The 19,080-nt window shown below is 71.8% G+C and carries 12 protein-coding genes; 3 read left to right on the top strand and 9 right to left on the bottom strand.

All coding sequences use genetic code 11. The features are described 5' to 3' along the window. Nucleotides 1-680, bottom strand: a 680-nt coding sequence (locus tag ABT114_RS46825; RefSeq protein ID WP_351152505.1) for a maltotransferase domain-containing protein, incomplete at its 3' end; no start/stop codon positions are given. 292 nt (nucleotides 681-972) lie between these two features. Further along, nucleotides 973-2,175: a S8 family peptidase gene (locus ABT114_RS46820; protein WP_351152502.1), complete on the bottom strand. Its 1,203-nt coding sequence runs from the start codon at nucleotides 2,173-2,175 to the stop codon at nucleotides 973-975. 284 nt (nucleotides 2,176-2,459) lie between these two features. Here ABT114_RS46820 and ABT114_RS46815 point away from each other — a divergent pair, with 284 nt between their 5' ends. Then, nucleotides 2,460-5,078: a glycosyltransferase family 1 protein gene (locus ABT114_RS46815; RefSeq protein ID WP_351152500.1), complete on the top strand. Its 2,619-nt coding sequence runs from the start codon at nucleotides 2,460-2,462 to the stop codon at nucleotides 5,076-5,078. Between the two features lie 132 nt (nucleotides 5,079-5,210). Here ABT114_RS46815 and ABT114_RS46810 read toward each other — a convergent pair whose 3' ends face one another. The 7 genes from ABT114_RS46810 to ABT114_RS46780 form a co-directional block, all read right to left on the bottom strand. Beyond that, on the bottom strand, nucleotides 5,211-5,723 hold the full coding sequence (locus ABT114_RS46810; RefSeq protein WP_351152497.1) for a DUF1990 domain-containing protein: 513 nt from the start codon (nucleotides 5,721-5,723) through the stop codon (nucleotides 5,211-5,213). Nucleotides 5,724-5,794: 71 nt separating this feature from the next. Beyond that, entirely contained in the window at nucleotides 5,795-7,459 is a 1,665-nt protein-coding gene (locus ABT114_RS46805; RefSeq protein WP_351152495.1) for a M4 family metallopeptidase, read from the bottom strand. Nucleotides 7,460-7,758: 299 nt separating this feature from the next. Then, nucleotides 7,759-9,801 carry a M4 family metallopeptidase gene (locus ABT114_RS46800; RefSeq protein ID WP_351152492.1) on the bottom strand — a complete coding sequence of 681 codons (2,043 nt, stop codon included), beginning with the start codon at nucleotides 9,799-9,801 and terminating at the stop codon, nucleotides 7,759-7,761. Nucleotides 9,802-10,080: 279 nt separating this feature from the next. Then, nucleotides 10,081-11,847 carry an ABC transporter ATP-binding protein gene (locus tag ABT114_RS46795; protein WP_351152489.1) on the bottom strand — a complete coding sequence of 589 codons (1,767 nt, stop codon included), beginning with the start codon at nucleotides 11,845-11,847 and terminating at the stop codon, nucleotides 10,081-10,083. Then, a complete protein-coding gene (locus tag ABT114_RS46790; RefSeq protein WP_351152486.1) occupies nucleotides 11,844-13,571 on the bottom strand; it encodes an ABC transporter ATP-binding protein in 1,728 nt (575 codons plus the stop codon). Before ABT114_RS46790 ends, ABT114_RS46795 begins: the two co-directional genes overlap by 4 nt. 15 nt (nucleotides 13,572-13,586) lie before the next feature. Then, nucleotides 13,587-15,446: an ABC transporter ATP-binding protein gene (locus ABT114_RS46785; protein ID WP_351152483.1), complete on the bottom strand. Its 1,860-nt coding sequence runs from the start codon at nucleotides 15,444-15,446 to the stop codon at nucleotides 13,587-13,589. After that, a complete protein-coding gene (locus ABT114_RS46780) occupies nucleotides 15,443-17,251 on the bottom strand; it encodes an ABC transporter ATP-binding protein (RefSeq protein WP_351152480.1) in 1,809 nt (602 codons plus the stop codon). Before ABT114_RS46780 ends, ABT114_RS46785 begins: the two co-directional genes overlap by 4 nt. Nucleotides 17,252-17,434: 183 nt before the next feature. Between ABT114_RS46780 and ABT114_RS46775 the strand changes: the two genes are divergently transcribed. Next, nucleotides 17,435-18,340, top strand: coding sequence for an ABC transporter ATP-binding protein (locus ABT114_RS46775; protein ID WP_351152478.1), 906 nt, complete (start codon nucleotides 17,435-17,437; stop codon nucleotides 18,338-18,340). Further along, nucleotides 18,337-19,071 carry an ABC transporter permease gene (locus tag ABT114_RS46770; protein WP_351152476.1) on the top strand — a complete coding sequence of 245 codons (735 nt, stop codon included), beginning with the start codon at nucleotides 18,337-18,339 and terminating at the stop codon, nucleotides 19,069-19,071. The genes ABT114_RS46775 and ABT114_RS46770 overlap by 4 nt, the downstream gene beginning before the upstream one ends. Nucleotides 19,072-19,080 lie beyond the last annotated feature (9 nt).

Here is a 19,080-nt window from a genome sequence, read left to right as displayed (position 1 = left end):
AGCAGCGGCAACGGCTGCGAGGCGGTGAGCAGTTCCCGCAGCGGATACCGGGCCAGGACCTCGTCCACCTCCGGCGTCAACGCCCCCGCCAGCCGGGACGCGGCCGGACGGGTCTCGTCGCGGAGGGCGGCCACGGCGGCGCGCAGGACGGACCGTTTCCCGCCGCCCTTCGGCACTCCGGCGGCCGCCCGCTCGTACAGCCGCGCGCCCTCCTCCAGGACCAGGCCCGTGTCGATCCCCGCCGGGATCTTGATGCGTGCGTGGTGCCGCCAGGTGGTGACCGGATCGCCCCACGCCTCGACGGTGTAGGTCCAGCGGCCGGGTGCGCCGGCGGTGACGGTGGCTCCCCAGCGGTCGGTGCCCGGGGCGAGTTCGCGCATCGGGGTCCAGGGGCCGGGGCGGCCGTCGGGATCCTTCAGTACGACGTTGGCGGCGACGGCGTCATGGCCTTCGCGGAACACGGTGGCCGAGACCTCGAACGACTCGCCGGTCACGGCCTTGGCGGGCCGTCGGCCGAGCTGGACGATCGGCCGGACGTCCAGAACGGGTATGCGCCCGACGGCGGTGGCGTCGCCCGCGGAGGATGGCTCCGGGGCCGGCGGACCGACGTCGGCGGGGCGCACGGGGGGTGCGTCGGTACGGGGTGTCGGGGGTGCTGACGAGTGGTGCGTGGCGGGCATGACCGCTCCTGTCCGCGTCAACGTGGGTGGGCGGATGGCTGTGGGGAGGTGGGTCCTGCGTTGGTCCACCTGGGGGTCAACCTGCGTGGTGTACCTGGGGTGTACCTGAGGGGTGACGGGTGTACCGAGGAAGCCTTCCCACCCTATTCGAGTGGGCAATCCGGCACTTTGTTAACTACTCACGCGTATGTCTGCACACAAGACCGGCCCCGTTCGAGAGGAACGGGGCCGGTACCGGGACTCTGCCACCACGAGCCCGGGACTCTGCCAGGACCGGTCCCGGACTCTGTCGTCAAGAGGGCGGCACCTGAAGGATTTTGTCCGGCGAGCCGAGCCCCCGGCCGGACACCTTGCCGTTCGCCGCCTGCGCGACCAGCGCCTTGGCGACCTGCGCGGGCGTGGCCTTCGCATGGTCGGCCAGATAGAGCGCGGCCGTGCCCGCCGCGTGCGGCGCCGCCATCGACGTACCGGAGTACGTCGCCCTGCCGGTGTCACTCGCATTGGACGCCGACGTGATCGACACGCCCGGCGCGAACAGGTCGAGGGCCGAGCCGAAGTTGGAGAAGGCGGCCCGGGCGTCCTTCTTGTCGGTCGCGCCGACCGTGACGGCCTCCTTCACGTCCGCGGGCGAGTACAGGGCGGCCGCGAGACCGTCGTTGCCCGCCGCGACCGTGTACGTGACGCCGGAGGCGATGGAGGTGCGTACGGCCGCGTCGAGCTGGGCGTTGTGGAAGCCGCCCAGGCTGAGGTTGGCGACCGCCGGCTTCTTCGCGTGCTGGGTGACCCAGTCGATGCCCGCGATGACCTGGGCCGTGGTTCCGGCCCCCGTGTCGTCGAGGACCCGTACGGCGACCACCTTGGCCTTCTTGGCGAGGCCGTAGCCCGTGCCGGCGATGGTGCCGGCGACGTGCGTGCCGTGGCCGTTGCCGTCCGCGGCCGTGCGGTCGTTGCCGACGAAGTCCCAGCCGTAGCTCGCGCGCCCGCCGAAGTCCTTGTGGGTGATCCGGATACCGGTGTCGATCACGTACACCGTCACCCCGGCCCCCGCCGACTCCGGCCAGGTGTAGCTCTTGTCCAGCGGCAGGTTCGGCTGGTCGACGCGGTCCAGGCCCCAGGACGGCGGGTTCTTCTGCGTGTGGTCCAGGGTCACGCGGGTGTCCTGGACGACCGAGGCGACGCGGGAGTCGGCCGCGAGGAGCTTCGCCTGTCTTTCGTCGGCCCGGATGGCGTAACCGTTCAGAACCGTGCCGTAGGTATGGCTGATTCTCACCCCGTACTTCTCGGCGACGTCCTTACCGGCCGCCGACGGGGCCTTCGTTCCCCCCTTCAGTGCCACCAGGTAACTTCCGCTGACGGAGCCGGGCTGTCCGGCGCCGAGTATCCGCCCTTCCGGTGCGGCGTGCGCGGGCAGGGTGATGGCCGAAAGCACCGCGGCCGTGGTGACCGCGGTCAGGCCCGCCCCCCAGCGCAGACGCCGTGTTCGCGTCCGTGCCATGGTCCGAGTTCCCCTCCTCGACTCGGCATACGGCAGCCGCCGCGCCGGGTGCACCCCGCGCCGGCCGGTACGCCACTGGCAGCCTTTCGTGCCGCGTGAAGCACCACAAGAAGGCCTACGGGGGTGGAATCGGCCATATCGGCCGGGTGCGTCTGTTCGGGCCGAAACGGGGGGTCTGCGGGCGTAGCCCCCAGCGACGGCGACACCAACGCCGGTACCGTCGAGAGCGACGACGAGACGCACACCGCCGTGCGTCCGCACAGCGACTTGCGCCGAGGTGGAATGTGAAGGCGATCCGTCGATTCACCGTCCGTCCCGTTCTCCCCGACTCCCTCCGGCCGCTCAGCGACCTGGCCCGTAATCTGCGCTGGTCCTGGCACGCGGAGACCCGCGACCTCTTCCAGTCCGTCGACCCCGAGTGCTGGGCCGCCTCCGGCGGTGACCCCGTACGCCTCCTGGGCAGCGTGCCGCCCGCGCGGCTCACGGAGCTGGCCGACGACCGCCGTTTCCTGCGCCGCCTCACCGCGGCCACGGACGACCTCAACGACTATGTGACCGGCGCCCGCTGGTACCAGACGCAGGCCGCGGAACTCCCGGCCGCCGTCGCCTACTTCTCCCCCGAGTTCGGCATCACGGCCGCCCTGCCCCAGTACTCCGGCGGCCTCGGCATCCTCGCCGGCGACCATCTGAAGGCGGCCAGCGACCTCGGCGTACCGCTCATCGGGGTCGGGCTGCTCTACCGGCACGGCTACTTCCGCCAGAGCCTCTCCCGGGACGGGTGGCAGCAGGAGCACTACCCGGTCCTCGACCCCAACGAGCTGCCGGTCGCCCAGCTGAAGGAGGCCGACGGCACCGCGGCGCAGGTCTCCCTCGCCCTGCCCGGCGGCAGGTCCCTGCGCGCCCGGATCTGGCTGGCGCAGGTCGGCCGGGTACCGCTGCTGATGCTCGACTCGGACGTCGAGGAGAACGACCTCGGCGAACGCGGCGTGACCGACCGGCTCTACGGCGGCGGCAGCGAGCACCGGCTGCTCCAGGAGATGCTGCTCGGTATAGGAGGTGTGCGGGCGGTACGCACGTACTGCCGCCTGACCGGCCACCCCGAACCGGAGGTGTTCCACACCAACGAGGGCCACGCGGGCTTCCTCGGTCTGGAACGCATCGCGGAGCTGGGCGACCGGGGGCTGGAGTTCGACGCGGCCCTGGAGACGGTCCGCGCGGGGACCGTCTTCACCACCCACACCCCCGTCCCGGCCGGCATCGACCGCTTCGACCGCGAGCTGGTCGCCCGCCACTTCGGACCCGAAGCGGAACTCCCGCACATCGATGTCGAACGCGTCCTGCGGCTCGGCATGGAGACCTACCCCGGAGGCGAGCCCAACCTCTTCAACATGGCCGTGATGGGCCTGCGCCTGGCCCAGCGCGCCAACGGCGTGTCGCTGCTGCACGGCCAGGTCAGCCGGGAGATGTTCGCCGGTCTGTGGCCGGGATTCGACCCCGAGGAGGTGCCGATCACCTCCGTGACGAACGGCGTGCACGCCCCGACCTGGGTAGCCCCGGAGGTCCTCCGGCTCGGCGCCCGCCAGATCGGCGCCCAGCGCGCCGAGGACGCGCTGACCGTCGGCGGCTCGGACCGGTGGGACGCGGTCGGCGACATCCCGGACCAGGACATCTGGGAGCTGCGCCGGGAACTGCGCGAGCAGCTGGTGGTGGAGGTGCGGGAACGGCTGCGTGCCTCCTGGCGGCAGCGCGGCGCGGGTGCGGCCGAGCTCGGCTGGATCGACGGCGTCCTCGACCCGGACGTCCTCACCATCGGTTTCGCGCGCCGGGTCCCGTCGTACAAGCGGCTGACGCTGATGCTGCGTGACCGCGACCGTCTGATGGACCTGCTGCTACACCCCGAGCACCCCCTCCAGATCGTGGTCGCGGGCAAGGCGCACCCGGCGGACGACGGCGGCAAGCGGCTCGTCCAGGAGCTGGTGCGGTTCGCCGACGACCCGCGGGTGCGTCACCGGATCGTGTTCCTGCCCGACTACGGCATGGCGATGGCGCAGAAGCTCTATCCGGGCTGCGACATCTGGCTCAACAACCCGCTCAGGCCGCTGGAGGCCTGCGGCACCTCCGGTATGAAGGCGGCCCTCAACGGCTGCCTCAACCTCTCCGTGCTGGACGGTTGGTGGGACGAATGGTTCCAGCCGGACTTCGGCTGGTCGATCCCCACGGCGGACGGCTCCGGCACGGACGCCGACCGCCGCGACGACATCGAGGCGGCCGCCCTCTACGACCTCCTCGAACAGCGGGTGGCGCCCCGCTTCTACGAGCGGGGCCAGCACGGTCTGCCCGACCGCTGGATCGAGATGGTCCGCCAGACCCTGACCCTGCTCGGCCCGAAGGTGCTGGCAGGCCGCATGGTCCGCGAGTACGTCGAACGCCTCTACACCCCCGCCTCCCACGCCCACCGCTCGATGACCCCGGCCGCCGCCGGTGAACTCGCCGCCTGGAAGGCCCGGGTGCGCGCCGCCTGGCACGGCGTGAGCGTCGACCACGTGGAGACGGCCACCGCCACGGCCACCGCCGAACTCGGCACCACGCTCGTCCTGCGGGTGCGCGTCGCCCTGGGCGAGCTCGGCACCGACGACGTCGAGGTGCAGGCGGTCTCGGGCCGCGTGGACTCCGAGGACCGCATCACGGACGCGGCGACGGTCCCGCTGAAGCCGACGGGCGGGCCGGACCTGGAGGGGCGGTGGATGTACGAGGGCCCGCTGTCGCTGGACCGTACCGGGCCCTACGGCTACACGGTCCGCATCCTTCCCGCGCACCGACTCCTGGCGTCCGGCGCCGAGTTGGGGTTGCTGGCGGTTCCGTCGGAGGAGCTGGTGGAGGCGGCGGGGGTGTTGATGAGGTAGCGACCGCCGTCAAGGCACCTGCTGCGCGCGGTACGACCGCAGAACCGAGCATGCGAAAGGGGCGTTCCGGTACTCCGGGACGCCCTTTTCCCCGACGGTCCAGCCCGATCTCCGGTCTCAGTTCGAGGTGCGTCACGTTTCGTCGGCATCCGCGCACATGCGGCGCAGCACCACCCCGCACCGCCGAGCGTACGCGTGCTGCAACCCCCGCGTCGCCGCCCCGCCCGCCCGGGCGTACCACTTGGCGGCGCGGCTGAAGGCGGAGATGGTCAGCCAGACCGTGCCGTCGCCGGTGCGGTCGACGACGAAGGACTCCTCGCCGCACTCGGGGTGGCCGGCCAGCGTGCCGTAGGCCCAGCCGGCGCGGCGGGATTCCTCGACCGTCCACACCACGCGGCACGGAGCCTTGATCATGCCGGCGAGGGTGATGGTGATGTCGACGCCGGGGGCGGCACGGCCGGCGTCCGCGTCGACGCCGACGCTCATCGCGCGGTGCATCTCCCAGGTGAGGACGGCCTCGGCGGCCCGGCGGAAGAGTTCCTCGCCTTCGCCGAGGCGGGTGCGTACGTGCAGGGAGTGGAAGCCGGGTGGGCAGAAACCGGCGCTCTCGCGGGTCGCGCCGACGTCCGCGTACGTGAAGGACATGGGAGACAAGGGTAGGGCGGCACCCGGGGACACCTTCGTCCCGGGGTACCGCCCTGCTCAAGTCCCTTGGATCAGCTCACGTTGACGGCGGTCCAGGCCGCCGCCACCGCGTTGTACTCGGTGCTGCCGGAGCCGTACAGCGCGGCCGCCGCCGAGAGGGTGCCCGTTCGGGCGCCCGCGTACTTGGTCGTCGACGTGAAGTACGTCGTCAGCGCCTTGTACCAGATCTGCAGCGCCTTGGCGCGGCCGATGCCGGTGACCGTGGAGCCGTTGTACGTCGGCGAGTTGTAGCTCACCCCGTTGATCGTCTTGCTTCCGCTGCCCTCCGACAGGAGGTAGAAGAAGTGGTTGGCGACACCCGACGAGTAGTGCACGTCGAGGTTGCCGACGCTGGAGGACCAGTAGTTGGCGGAGCCGCCGTCCTTGCTGGGCTGGTCCATGTAGCGCAGCGGGGTGCCGTCGCCGTTGATGTTGATCTTCTCGCCGATGAGGTAGTCACCGACGTCGTTGGAGTTGGCCGCGTAGAACTCCACGCCCGTGCCGAAGATGTCCGAGGTGGCCTCGTTCAGGCCGCCGGACTCGCCCGAGTAGTTCAGGCCCGCGGTGTTGGAGGTGACGCCGTGGCTCATCTCGTGGCCGGCCACGTCCAGCGAGGTCAGCGGGTGGGTGTTGCCCGAGCCGTCGCCGTAGGTCATGCAGAAGCAGCTGTCGTCCCAGAACGCGTTGACGTACGCGTTGCCGTAGTGGACGCGGGAGTACGCGGCCACGCCGTTGTTCTTGATGCCGCTGCGGCCGAACGTGGACTTGTAGAAGTCCCAGGTCACCTGAGCGCCGTAGGCGGCGTCGGCGGCCGCGGTCTGGTCGGTGGTGGAGCTGGAGGCCGCGCCGGTGCCCCACACGTCGTCCGCGTCGGTGAACAGCGTGCCCGCGGAGGAGGACGTGGAGTGCGCCTTGTTGTACGTCTTGTGGCCGCCGCGCGTGCCGTCGGTCAGCTGGTACGTCGAGCCCGACAGGGTCGTGTTGAGGGTGACCGTGCCCGAGTAGAGGGTCTTGCCGGTGCCGGTCTCGACGCCCTGGTACTCGTAGAGCTTCTTGCCGGTGGCGGCGTCGGTGATGACGTGCAGCTCGTTCGGGGTGCCGTCGTCCTGGAGGCCGCCGACGACCGTCTCGTAGGCGAGGACCGGGGTGCCGCTGCCCGCCCAGATCACCTTGCGGGGCGCGGAGTCGGCCGCGGTCTTCTCCGAGCCGGCGGCCTGCGCCGCGGTCAGCGCCTGCTTCTCCGCCTTCGCGGCTGTGATCTGCGGCTTCACGGAGGCGACCTTGATGTCCGCCTTGACGGCCTTGGTCACGCTCTTGGTCGCGCCGGACGCCGACTGGTGGACGACCAGGTCGCCGCCGAGGACCGGGAGGCCCGCGTAGGTGCGCTCGTAACGGGTGTGGACGGTGCCGTCGACGTCCTTCACGACGTCCTTGACGACCAGCTCCTCCTTGGCGCCGAGGCCTATCTCCGTGGCGGTCTCGGGGGCGTCGGCCTGCTGCTGCTGGATGAGCGTGGTGCGGGCGGCCGAGGACAGCTGGAGGGGGGCCGCCGCGAGGGGCGCAGCCTTACCGGAGTCCGCCGGGGTCTGGGCGGCAGCGGTACCGGTGGTCAGACCGGTGGTGAGCAGGGCTCCGGCCGCGACCGCGGTGGCGATGGCCAGAGTGGTGCGCTTGTGACGCGCGTAGAGGGGGCTCACGCAAGCTCCTTGGTGGGGGAGTCCGGACAGCGTGGGGACTGACCGGAGGTGATGTGAAGTTGCTGTGCTGCGGCGGTTGGGGGAAGCGTGACATCAAGGGCGCGTACATGTCAGGACCCCGAAGTGATGTTGGCTGAAAATCAACTACCGGGTGAACGTTGCCGGAATGTAAACGGACTTGACCCGGGTAAAGGGCCGACCAGGGGTGGGCATGCGCATGGCAAAAAGGGGACGCCGCCCCGGGGAGTCGGACCACCGGGGCGGCGCCCTCTCTGCGGGTGCCTGGCGAGCGGGGAGGCCTACGGGAAGGTGAGCTTCCAGCTGTTGATGTAGCCGGTGTCCTGGGCCGCCTGGTCCTGGACCTTCAACTTCCAGGTGCCGTTCGCGACCTCGGAGGACGCGTTGACCGTGTAGGTCGTGCTGACGTTGTCCGCCGAGTCGGAGGAGCTGAAGTTCTTCAGGCGGTACGTCGACCCGTCCGGGGCCACCAGGTCGATCACGAGGTCGCCGCGCCACGTGTGCACGATGTCGACCGAAACCTGAAGGTTCGACGGGGCGTTGCCGGTCCGCCCGGAGACCGTGACGGACGACGTGACGGCCGCTCCGTTGTCCGGAATCGATACGTCGGCGGTGTTCTCGAAGGACGTACCGCCACCGCCGCCGCCACCGGAGCGCGAGCCGACCGCGACGGCCGCCCAGGCGTCCTGCACCGCCTTGTACTCGGCGCTCGTCGTGCCGTACAGCTCACCCGCCGCCGCGAGCGTGCCGGTACGGGCCGCCGCGTAGTTGGTGGTGGACGTGAACTTCGTCGTCAGTGCCCGGTACCAGATCTGCAGGGCCTTGTCTCGGCCGATGCCGGTGACCGGAAGGCCGTCGGAGGTCGGCGAGTTGTAGCTGACACCGTTGATCACCTTGGCGCCGCTGCCCTCGCTGAGCAGGTAGAAGAAGTGGTTGGCGACACCCGACGAGTAGTGCACGTCGAGGTTGCCCACGCCCGAGTACCACGAGTCGGCGGAGCCGCCGTCCTTGCTGGGCTTGTCCATGTAGCGCAGCGGAGTGCCGTCGCCGTTGATGTCGATCTTCTCGCCGATGAGGTAGTCGCCCACATCGGTCGAGTTGGCCGCGTAGAACTCGACGCCCGTGCCGAAGATGTCGGAGGTCGCCTCGTTCAGGCCGCCGGACTCGCCGCTGTAGTTGAGGCCTGCGGTGTTCGACGTGACGCCGTGGCTCATCTCGTGGCCCGCCACGTCCAGCGAGGTCAGCGGGTCCGCGTTGCCGGAGCCGTCGCCGTACGTCATGCAGAAGCAGCCGTCGTCCCAGAAGGCGTTGACGTACGCGTTGCCGTAGTGGACCCGCGAGTACGCACCCACGCCGTTGTTCTTGATGCCGCTGCGGCCGAAGGTGTTCTTGTAGAAGTCCCAGGTCTCCGCGGCGCCGTAGTGCGCGTCGGCGCCGGCCGTCGCGGCGTTCGACGTGGTGCCGTTGCCCCAGGTGTCGTTGGTCTGCGAGAAGAGCGTGCCGGTGCCCGACGTCCCGCGGTTCAGGTTGTACGTCTTGTGGGCGCCGCGCGCGCCGTCGTTCAGGGTGAAGGTGGAGCCCGACTGGGTCGTCGTCAGCGTCACCTGGCCGCTGTACTGGGTGTTGCCGATGCCGTTCTTGATGCCCTGGTACTCGTAGAGCTTCTTGCCGGTGGCCGCGTCCGTGATGACGTGCAGCTCGTTCGGCGTGCCGTCGTCCTGGAAGCCGCCGACGGCCGTCTCGTACGCCAGAGTCGGTTTACCGCTCGCCGCCCAGATCACCTTGCGCGGCGCGCTGTCGGCGGTCGACTTGGTGCCGCCGAGGGCCTTGGCGCGCCCCACGGCCTGCTGCTCGGCGGCCGCTTCGGTGATGTCCGGGGTGACGTCCGAGACCGTGAGGGCGGCGCTCGTCGCCTTGATGACGCGCTGGGTCGCGCCCGACTTTGCGGTGTCGACGACCAGGTCGCCGCCGAGGACCGGGAGGCCGTCGTAGGTGCGCTCGTAGCGGGTGTGGAGGGTGCCGTCCGCGTCCTTGACGACGTCACGGGCGACGAGCTTCTCCTTGGCGCCGAGGCCTATGTCCTGGGCGGTCCGGGCCCGGGCGGTGTCGGCGTCGCGTATCAGCGCGGCGCGCTGCGAGGGCGAGAGCCTGACGGCGGCGTGGGCCGGATCGGCCTTGCCCGCAGGGGCGCTCGCGGGAGCGGCGCTCGCGGCGCCCGACTGGACGGCTGCGGCGAGGAGGGCGGTGACGCCGGCGAGGGCGACGGCGGCGGCCCGGCGGTGCGTGGTGTGGGAGGTGCGTCTGCGAGAGGGACTGCTGCTCAACACTGACTCCTTCTGCGCGGCCGCGGATCGCGCGGCCAGGGGAGACCGGGCGGAGGGTCGGCCGTCCGGGCGGAACAGGGCGGTACGCAGAACCACGTGCATGAGAGCTACGGCCCCGGCACAGCGACGAAGCTGTGGGGTTGCTGTGAAGTGGCCGTGGGAAGAGTGGCAGGAGATTGCGCTGTCTGTCAGGGGCGCGTCAGAAAGTTGGCCAGAAACAGTCCGTTGTCCGGGAGTTCGTGTTCGATATGCGGATCGTTGGGTGGGTGGCGCGGGGTGTCAGACAGTGCTGCCGTCCGTCGGGTCCCCGTGCCAGGTCCGCCACAGCGCCGCGTACGCCCCGCCCGCCGCCACCAGTTCCTCGTGCGTGCCGAGTTCGGTGAGGCAGCCGTCCTCCATCACGGCCACCCGGTCGGCGTCGTGCGCGGTGTGCAGCCGGTGCGCGATGGCGATGACCGTACGACCCTCCAGCACGGCGGCCAGCGCGCGCTCGGTGTGCCGGGCGGTCGTCGGGTCGAGCAGCGCCGTGGCCTCGTCGAGGATCAGGGTGTGCGGATCGGCCAGCACCACGCGGGCCAGGGCGAGTTGCTGGGCCTGTGAGCCGTCGGTGCCGCAACCGCCCTCTCCCAGAGGGGTGTCGAGGCCGTCCGGCAGCTCGCGCACCCACGCCTCGGCGCCGACCGCGCCGAGCGCGGCCCACAGCTCCTCGTCCGTGGCGGACGGTTCGGCGATCCGCAGGTTGTCGCGGACCGTGCCGAGGAAGACGTGGTGCTCCTGGGTGACCAGTACGACCTGGCGGCGCAGCCGCTCCGGCCCGAGCCCGGCGACCGGCACCCCACCCACCGTCACCGCGCCGGCGCTCGGCGCGTCGACGCCCGCCAGCAGCCGGCTCAGCGTGGTCTTGCCGGCGCCGGAGGGGCCGACCACCGCCAGCCGCTCCCCGGGCCGCACCGTCAGGTCGACCCCGCGCAGCACCTCACCGCCGCGGTCGTAGGCGTACCGCACGCCGGTCACGTCGATGCGGTCGTCCGAGGGGGCCGGGGAATCCGCGGCATCGCCCGCCTGCGGGGCCCGCGCGAGCCCCTCCACCCGCGCGAACGACGCGCCGCTGCTCTGCAGTTGCTCGACCCGCGACAGGATCTCGTCGAGCGGGGTGCTCAACTGCCTCAGGTACAGCGCGCTCGCCACCACCGCGCCCAGACTCATCGCCCCGTGCGCGTGCAGCACCCCGCCGACCAGCAGCGCCCCCGCCACGGGCAGGACGTACGACACCTCCACCGCCGGGAAGAACACCGTCCTCAGGAACAGCGTGTACAGCCGCCTGCGCCGGGAGACCTCCAGCGCCTCCCGGCTCGCCCTGATCCGCCGCTCCCCGAGGCGGAACGCCTCGACGGTACGCGCCCCGGACGCGGTCGCCGCGAGGATCTCGGCGACCTCCGAGTTGGCCGCGCCCTCGGCCAGATAGCCGTCCCGCGCCCGGCGCAGATACCAGCGCAGGACCACCGCGATCGGGGCGAGGCAGCACACCCCGACCGCGCCGAGCAGCGGGTCGAGCACGAAGACGGCGCCGAGCAGGAACAGCGCCTGCACGGTGTTGATGACCAGATCGGGACCGGCGTCGCGCAGTGTGGTGCCGACGGTGGCCACGTCGGCCGTACCGCGCGCCGTCAGATCCCCGGTGCCGGCCCGCTCCACCACGGACGCGGGCAGCGCCAGCGCCCGGTCGACGAACTCCTCGCGCACCCGCGCCAGCATCCGCTCCCCGAACCGGTGACCCACGTAGCGCGCCCAGCGCGCCAGCAACAGCTGGGCCAGCGAGCACACGACGATGCCGGCCGCCAGCCGGTCCACCGCCCCGACCCCGCTCCCGGCCCGCACCTCGTCGATGATCCGCCCCAGCAGCCACGGCCCGGCGAGCCCGGCCCCGGCGGCCGCCGCGTTCAGCCCCAGCACGGCCCCGAACCCCCGCCCGTCCGCCCGCACCAGCCGCACCGCGGCCCGCCGCACGTCGGCGGGTACGGCGATGGGGAGCTGTCCGCGGCTCATGCCAGGGCCTCCTCGGTGTCGATGTCGGCGTCGGCGGCGTTCCGGGCGACCAGCGCCCGGTAGCCCGCCTGCTCCACCAGGAGTTGCCGGTGGCTGCCCGTGGCCATGACCTTGCCGTCGACCAGGTAGTGGACGGTGTCGGCGTGGTCGAGCACGAGCGGGGAGGTGGTGGTCAGCACGGTCGTACGGCCGCTGCGCGCCAGCCGCAGCCGGGCGGCCACCGCCGCCTCGGTGTGCGCGTCGAGTGCCGACGTCGGTTCCACCGCCAGCAGCACCTCGGGGTCGGCCAGCAGCGCCCGCACCAGCCGGACGCGCTGACGCTGGCCGCCGGAGAGGTTGCGGGCCTGGGCGTCGATCGCCGAGTCGAGCCCGTCCGGCAGGCCCTGCACGATGTCGTCGGCCGCTGACGCGTGCACAGCGGCGCGGACGGTCTGTTCATCCGCCTCCCGGCGCCCGCCGACCAGCTCACGCAGCGTCCCCGCGAACAGGTCCGCCTCGTGGTCGGCGACCAGGATCCGCGCGCGGACGTGCGGCAGCTGGATCTCGTCCAGACGCGTCCCGCCCCAGGTCGCCGCCGACGGGGCGTACCGGCCCAGGCGGTCGAGGACGGCGGCGGTGTCGGCGGGCCGCGCCCCGGCCAGCGCGGTCAGCCGCCCCGGCGCCACCCGCACCCCGGACTCCGGGTCGTGCAGCCCCGCCGGTTCGGCGGGAGCCTCGCACGGGCCGTCGTCCGTCTCGGGCTCCAGCCGCAGCAGCCGTACCACCCGCCGGGCGGCCACCACGCCCCGGCTCAGCTGGTATCCGCACTCGATGAAGAACGCCACCGGGACCACCAGGACCGCGACATAGCCGTACACCGCCACCAACTCGCCCACGGTGATGTCCCCCTGAGCCGCCAGCCGGGCCGCGAGCCAGGTCACCACGGCGAGGAACAGCGTCGGCAGCCCCACCCCGAGCGCCTGCATCCAGCTCGTCACCGCACCGACCCGGTACCCCTGCTCCCGCAGCCGCCCCGAGTCCTGGCGGAAGGCGTCGGCGAACAGACCCTTGCCGCCCAGGCCGTTGAGAACCCGCAGGCCGCCCGCCAGGTCGCCGATGCGCGCGGTCAGCACGCCCTGCCGCTCCCGGTACTCCGACTCCACGCCCTGCAACCGTCCCATCAGCGGCCCGACGAGCACGGCGATCACCGGCACCCCGAGCAGCACCACCGCGGCCAGCTGTGCGGAGACCGACAGCAGCAGCCCGGCGACCACGGCGTAGGCGACGATCGCGCCGACGCCGGGCCCGACCACCGTCAGGGACGTGCTGATCGTCTGCACGTCGCCCACGCCGATCGTGACCACCTCACCGGCCCCGACCTGGCGCGGCAGCGCGGCCCCCAGCCGCACCGCGTGCCCGACGACCACCTTGACCGTGCGGAAGTTGGCGTCCATCCGCACCCGGGTCATCGTGCGGTGCCGCATGATCCCCAGCCAGGCGTTGAACGCCCCGACCGCGACCAGCACGGCCGTCCACCCCGTCAGCGCGCCCAGGTCGCCCGGTTCCAGACCGTCGTCGATCGCCCGGGACATCAGATACGGCGTCGCCGCCGCCAGCACCATCCAGACACTGGCGATCGCCGCCCCCGCGACGGACCGCCACGGCTGCCGGGTCACCAGCCACCACAGATACCGCCAGCCGCCGCGACAGTCGGGCGTGCCGGGCTCCTCGTACGCGTCGATCATCCTTCGTCCCCCCGCTCAGACCAGACTGTCCCGCCAGGCCCGGTGCAGGTCCGAGAACCTGCCGGTACCCGCGGTCAGTTCGGCCGGGCTGCCGTCCTCCACGATCCGTCCGTGCTCCATGACCAGCACGCGGTCGGCGATCTCGACGGTCGACAGCCGGTGCGCGATCACGACCGCGGTACGGCCGAGCAGCACCGTCGACATCGCGCGCTGCACCGCCCGCTCCCCGGGGATGTCCAGCGAACTGGTCGCCTCGTCGAGGATCAGCACCGCCGGGTCGGCGAGCAACGCCCTGGCGAACGCGACGAGTTGGCGCTGCCCGGCGGAGATACGGCCGCCCCGCTTGCGTACGTCCGTGTCGTAGCCGTCGGGCAGGGCGCTGATGAACTCGTGCGCGCCGATCGCCTTCGCCGCCCGCTCGATCTCCTCCCGGGTCGCGTCCGGGCGGCCGATGGCGATGTTCTCCGCGACCGTGCCGGAGAACAGGAACGCCTCCTGCGTCACCATGACCACCCCGCGCCGCAGCTCCGGCAGGGCGAGGTCGCGCAGATCGACCCCGTCGAGCAGGACCCGGCCGTCGGAGGGGTCGTAGAAGCGGGCGAGCAGCTTGGCCAGGGTGGACTTGCCGGCGCCGGTAGAGCCGACGACCGCGACGGTCTGTCCGGCCGGGAGGGTCAGGTCGAAGCGGGGGAGGACCTCGCCGCCGGTGCGGTAGGCGAAGCGGACGCCGTCGAAGACGACCTCACGGCCGGGGTGCTCGCTCTCGAGCGCCGGAAGTTCCCGGGGCTCCGCGGACTCCGGCACGGACGGTGTCTGGGCCAGCAGTCCCGCGATCTTCTCCAGTGAGGCGGCCGCCGACTGATAGGAGTTGAGGAACATGCCGAGCCGGTCGATGGGGTCGTACAGCCGCCGCAGGTACAGCACGGCCGCCGCCAGCACGCCCAGCTCCAGCGAGCCGTCCGCCACCCGGTAGGCACCCCACAGCACGGTCACCGCGAGGGCCGCGTTGGACACCAGCCGGGAGCCCACGACATAGCGGGCCATCTCGAGGAGCGCGTCGCCGTTCTTGAGCTCGTGCCGTCGGTTGAGGACGGCGAACTCGGCGTCGTTGGCGTCCTCGCGGCGGAAGGAGCGCACCGGCCGGATGCCGTTCATCGTCTCCACGAACTTCACGATCACGGCCGCGATCGCCGTGGACCGCTCCCGGTACACCTCGCCCGCCCGCCGCTGGTACGCCCGTACGAGGAGATAGAGCGGCACGGCCGAGGCCACCGCGACCGCGCCGATGCCCAGGTCCAGCCAGAGCAGCATCGCCGAGATGTACACGAACGACAGCAGGACCGTCACCAGCTCCTGGAGCCCCTCGCTGAGCAGCTCGCGCAGCGCCTCGACGTCCGCCGTGGAGCGGGAGATCAGCCGGCCCGAGGTGTAGCGCTCGTGGAAGTCGACGCTGAGCGCCTGGGCGTGGCGGAAGATCCGGCCGCGCAGATCGAGCAGCACGTCCTGGTTCACCCGGGCGGAGGCGACGGTGAACGCGTACTGCAACCCGCCGGAAGCCAGCGAGCACATCAGATAGGCGACCGCCACCGCGATCAGCGGACCGTGGTTGTCGTCCCGGAACGCCGGTACGGCCCGGTCGATGGCGTACGCCACCAGCAGCGGCCCCGCCTGCACGGCTGCCTGCTGGAGCAGCAGCAGGACCGTGGTCAGCACGACCCGAGCCCTCATCGGAGCCAGCAGGGAGCGCAGCAGCGTGGCCGTGGCGCCGGGCGGGGTGGGCAGGATGTCACGGTCGAAGGGGTCGCCGGTGTCCTCGCGGCGCGTCAGTTCCTCCTCACCGTCGGCGGCGGGAACGGACGTCGTGGCGGTGGTCATCGGTCGTCCTCCTCATTGCCGGACGCTTCCCCGGGCTCGTCGCCGGACATCAGCCGGGCGTACTCCGTGTTCGTGCGCAGTAGTTCCTGATGTGTGCCGACAGCCGAGATACGGCCGGCGGAGAGCAGGGCGACGCGGTCGGCGAGGAGGACCGTGGAGGGACGGTGGGCCACGATCAGGGCCGTGGTGTCCGCGAGTACGTGACGGAGGGCGGCCTCGACGGCGGCCTCCGTGTGGACGTCCAGCGCGGACAGCGGGTCGTCGAGGACCAGGAACCTCGGCCGGCCGACCACCGCCCGGGCCAGCGCCAGTCGCTGCCGCTGGCCGCCGGACAGGCTCAGGCCCTGCTCGCCGACCTGGGTCCGCGTCCCCTGCGGCAGCGCGTGCACGAAGTCGGCCTGGGCGACGGCGAGCGCCCGTTCCAGCTCCGGTGCGCCGGCGCTGCCGTCGGCCCCCATGAGGACGTTGTCGCCGACGCTCGCGGAGAACAGCGTGGGTTCCTCGAAGGCGACGGCGACCTTCGAGCGCAGCTCCTCGCGGGACATCGCGGTGATGTCCTCGCCGTCCAGCGTGATCCGCCCGGACGTCACCTCGTGCAGCCGGGGGACGAGCGCGGTCAGCGTGGTCTTGCCGCTGCCGGTGGCCCCGACCAGGGCCATCGACTCACCGGGGCGGATGTGCAGGTCGATGCGGTCGAGCAGGGGAGGGGAGTCGGGCGGGGCGTCGGGGTAGCGGAACCGCACGTCGTGGAAGCACAGTCCCCTGTCCCCGCTGTCCGCGGGCTCCCCGGCGGCCCCGCACACGGTGGACGACTCCGGCTCCGCGTCCATCACCTCGAAGTACCGCTCCGTCGCCGTCGACGCCTCCTGGCTCATCGCCAGCAGGAAGCCGATGGACTCCACCGGCCAGCGCAGCGCGAGCGCGGTCGACAGGAAGGCCACCAGCGTGCCCGCGGACAGGCCCCCGTCCGCGACCTGCACTGACCCGACCACCAGCGCCGCCCCGATGGACAGCTCCGGCAGCGTCACGATGACCGACCAGATCGTCGCCAGCAGCCGCGCCTTGCGCAGCTCCGTGCCCCGCAGCGTCCGGGACAGCTCCCGGAACGCCCGGGCCTGACTCCGGTGCCGCCCGAACCCCTTGATGATGCGGATGCCGAGCACGCTCTCCTCGACGACCGTCGTCAGATCGCCCACCTGGTCCTGCGCGAGCCGCGCCACATCGGCGTACCGCTTCTCGAAGACCACGCACATGACCATCACGGGCAGCGCGGGCCCGAGGATCACCAGACCCAGCGTCCAGTCCTGGAGCAGCATGATGACCACGCCGACGAAGATCGTCACCGAGTTGACCAGAAGGAACGTCAGCGGAAAGGCGAGGAACATGCGCACCAGCATCAGATCGGTGGTCCCCCGGGACAGCAACTGCCCCGACGCCCACCGGTCGTGAAAGGCCACCGGCAGCCGCTGGAGGTGCCGGTACAGCCGCGCCCGCATCGACGCCTCGACATGCGACAGCGGCCGCGCGACCAGCCACCGCCGCAGCCCGAACAGCAGCGCCTCGGCGAGCCCGAGCAGCAGCAGGTACAGCGCGCCCAGCCACACGCCTCCGGGGTCCCGGTCGGCGACCGGTCCGTCCACCATCCACTTCAGGACGAGCGGTATCACCAGCCCCACGCAGGAGGCGAGGATCGCGACGAACGCGGCGGTGAACAGCCGCCCCCGCACCGGCCGCACGTACGGCCACAGGCGCAGCAGGGTACGTACGGCGGAGCGGTCCTTGGTGGTTGCACGTGTCGTGGGCATCAGGGGCGAGCCTACGGATCGCCACTGACAACGCCCACCGAGTTTTGGCCGGACCCGGATCGGGCGTTGGTCCTACGACCTGCGTGTTCGAGAGGTCGTACGGGCGTATCAACCGATCGGCTGATGCGCCTTCGAGCGGGACGGCCGATGTGCCCGGCCCGGGCTCCGTGGCACGCTCGACGCATGTCCGTCATCGAAGTCACCGCCCTGCGCAAGGTCTACGGGGGCCGCGCCGTCGTCGACGGTGTCTCCTTCGCTGTCGAGGAGGGCGAGATCTTCGGGATCCTCGGCCCGAACGGCGCCGGCAAGACCACCACCGTCGAGTGCGTCGAGGGCCTGCGCGTCCCCGACGCGGGCCGGGTCCGCGTCACCGGCCTGGACCCCGTCGCCGACCACGCGCGCGTGGCCCACGTTCTCGGCTCCCAACTCCAGGAGAGCGAGCTCCAGCCCAAGCTCACCGTCCGCGAGGCCCTGGAGCTGTACGCGGCCTTCTACCCGAGCCCGCTGGACTGGCGCCCGCTCGCCGAGCGCCTGGGCCTGACGGCCAAGCTCACCACCCGGTTCGCGAAACTCTCCGGCGGCCAGAAACAGCGCCTGTTCATCGCGCTCGCCCTGATCGGCAACCCGCGGATCGTCGTCCTGGACGAACTGACCACCGGCCTGGACCCGAGGGCCCGCCGCGACACCTGGCAGCTCATCGAGGATGTGCGGGCGGGCGGGGTCACCGTCCTGCTGGTCACCCACTTCATGGAGGAGGCGCAGCGCCTGTGCGATCGGATCGCCGTGATCGACAAGGGGCGGGTGGCCGCCCTGGACACCCCGGCCGGTCTCATCCGGCGCTCGGCGGGCGCCACCGTCATCAGCTTCACCCCGTCCGTCCCGCTGGACGACCGTGACCTGAACGCGCTCCCCGAGCTCGCGTCCGTCGAGTACAAGGACGGCCGGATCACGCTCTCCGGCACGGACGAGACGGTCAACGCCGTCATCACCCTCCTCGCCCGCCACCGCATCACCGCCCACCAGCTGCGCGTCGTGGACGCCACGCTCGACGACGCGTTCCTCGACCTGACGAAGGAGGCAGCGGTATGAGCACCGCCGTACTGAGGACCGAGGTCCGCCTCTTCCGCCGCGAACCCGGCAGCATCTTCTGGATCCTGCTGTTCCCGACCCTCCTCCTGGTGATCCTCGGCTCCATCCCGTCCTTCCGGCAGCCCGACGACGACTTCGGCGGCCTGCGCACCGTCGACGCCTACGTCCCGGTCGCCGTGCTGCTCGGCCTGATCGTCGGCGGCCTGCAGTCGATGCCGCAGACCCTCACCGGCTACCGCGAGCGCGGCATCCTGCGCCGCATGGCCGCCACCCCGGTCCGCCCCTCCTCCCTGCTCTCCGCGCAGATGCTCGTGTACGGCGCCGCCTCCCTGGCGTCGGCACTGCTGGTCCTCGTGGTCGGGCGGCTCGGCTTCGACGTACGCGTGCCGAAACAGCTCTTCGGATACGTCCTCGCCCTGCTGTTGGCCGTCCTGGTCGCCCTGGCTCTCGGGGCGTTGGTGGCGGCGCTGTCCCGCACGACCAAGATCGCGGGCGCGATCGGGTCCGCGGTGTTCTTCCCGTCGATGTTCTGCGCGGGCGTGTGGCTGCCGGTGCAGGCGATGCCGGACGTCCTCGCCCGGATCGTCGGCTACACCCCCTTCGGGGCGGCCGCGCAGGCCCTGAACCAGGCGGCGGCGGGCCACTGGCCGGGCTGGACCCACCTGGGCATGCTGGTGGCGTGGATCCTGCTGCTGTCCGGCGCGGCGACGCGCTGGTTCCGCTGGGAGTGAGCCCGGCCG

Source organism: Streptomyces sp. NPDC002088 (genome assembly GCF_040296605.1).
Lineage (GTDB): Bacteria > Actinomycetota > Actinomycetes > Streptomycetales > Streptomycetaceae > Streptomyces.
This window is presented reverse-complemented; position numbering and strand designations above follow the sequence as displayed.

Excerpts from the sequence above, each read along its gene's own strand:
- ABT114_RS46820 (WP_351152502.1), bottom strand. The coding sequence starts at position 2,175 with ATGGCACGGACGCGAACACGGCGTCTGCGCTGGGGGGCGGGCCTGACC.
- ABT114_RS46810 (WP_351152497.1), bottom strand. The coding sequence starts at position 5,723 with ATGTCCTTCACGTACGCGGACGTCGGCGCGACCCGCGAGAGCGCCGGT.
- ABT114_RS46795 (WP_351152489.1), bottom strand. The coding sequence starts at position 11,847 with ATGAGCCGCGGACAGCTCCCCATCGCCGTACCCGCCGACGTGCGGCGG.
- ABT114_RS46790 (WP_351152486.1), bottom strand. The coding sequence starts at position 13,571 with ATGATCGACGCGTACGAGGAGCCCGGCACGCCCGACTGTCGCGGCGGC.
- ABT114_RS46785 (WP_351152483.1), bottom strand. The coding sequence starts at position 15,446 with ATGACCACCGCCACGACGTCCGTTCCCGCCGCCGACGGTGAGGAGGAA.
- ABT114_RS46780 (WP_351152480.1), bottom strand. The coding sequence starts at position 17,251 with ATGCCCACGACACGTGCAACCACCAAGGACCGCTCCGCCGTACGTACC.
- ABT114_RS46775 (WP_351152478.1), top strand. The coding sequence starts at position 17,435 with ATGTCCGTCATCGAAGTCACCGCCCTGCGCAAGGTCTACGGGGGCCGC.
- ABT114_RS46770 (WP_351152476.1), top strand. The coding sequence starts at position 18,337 with ATGAGCACCGCCGTACTGAGGACCGAGGTCCGCCTCTTCCGCCGCGAA.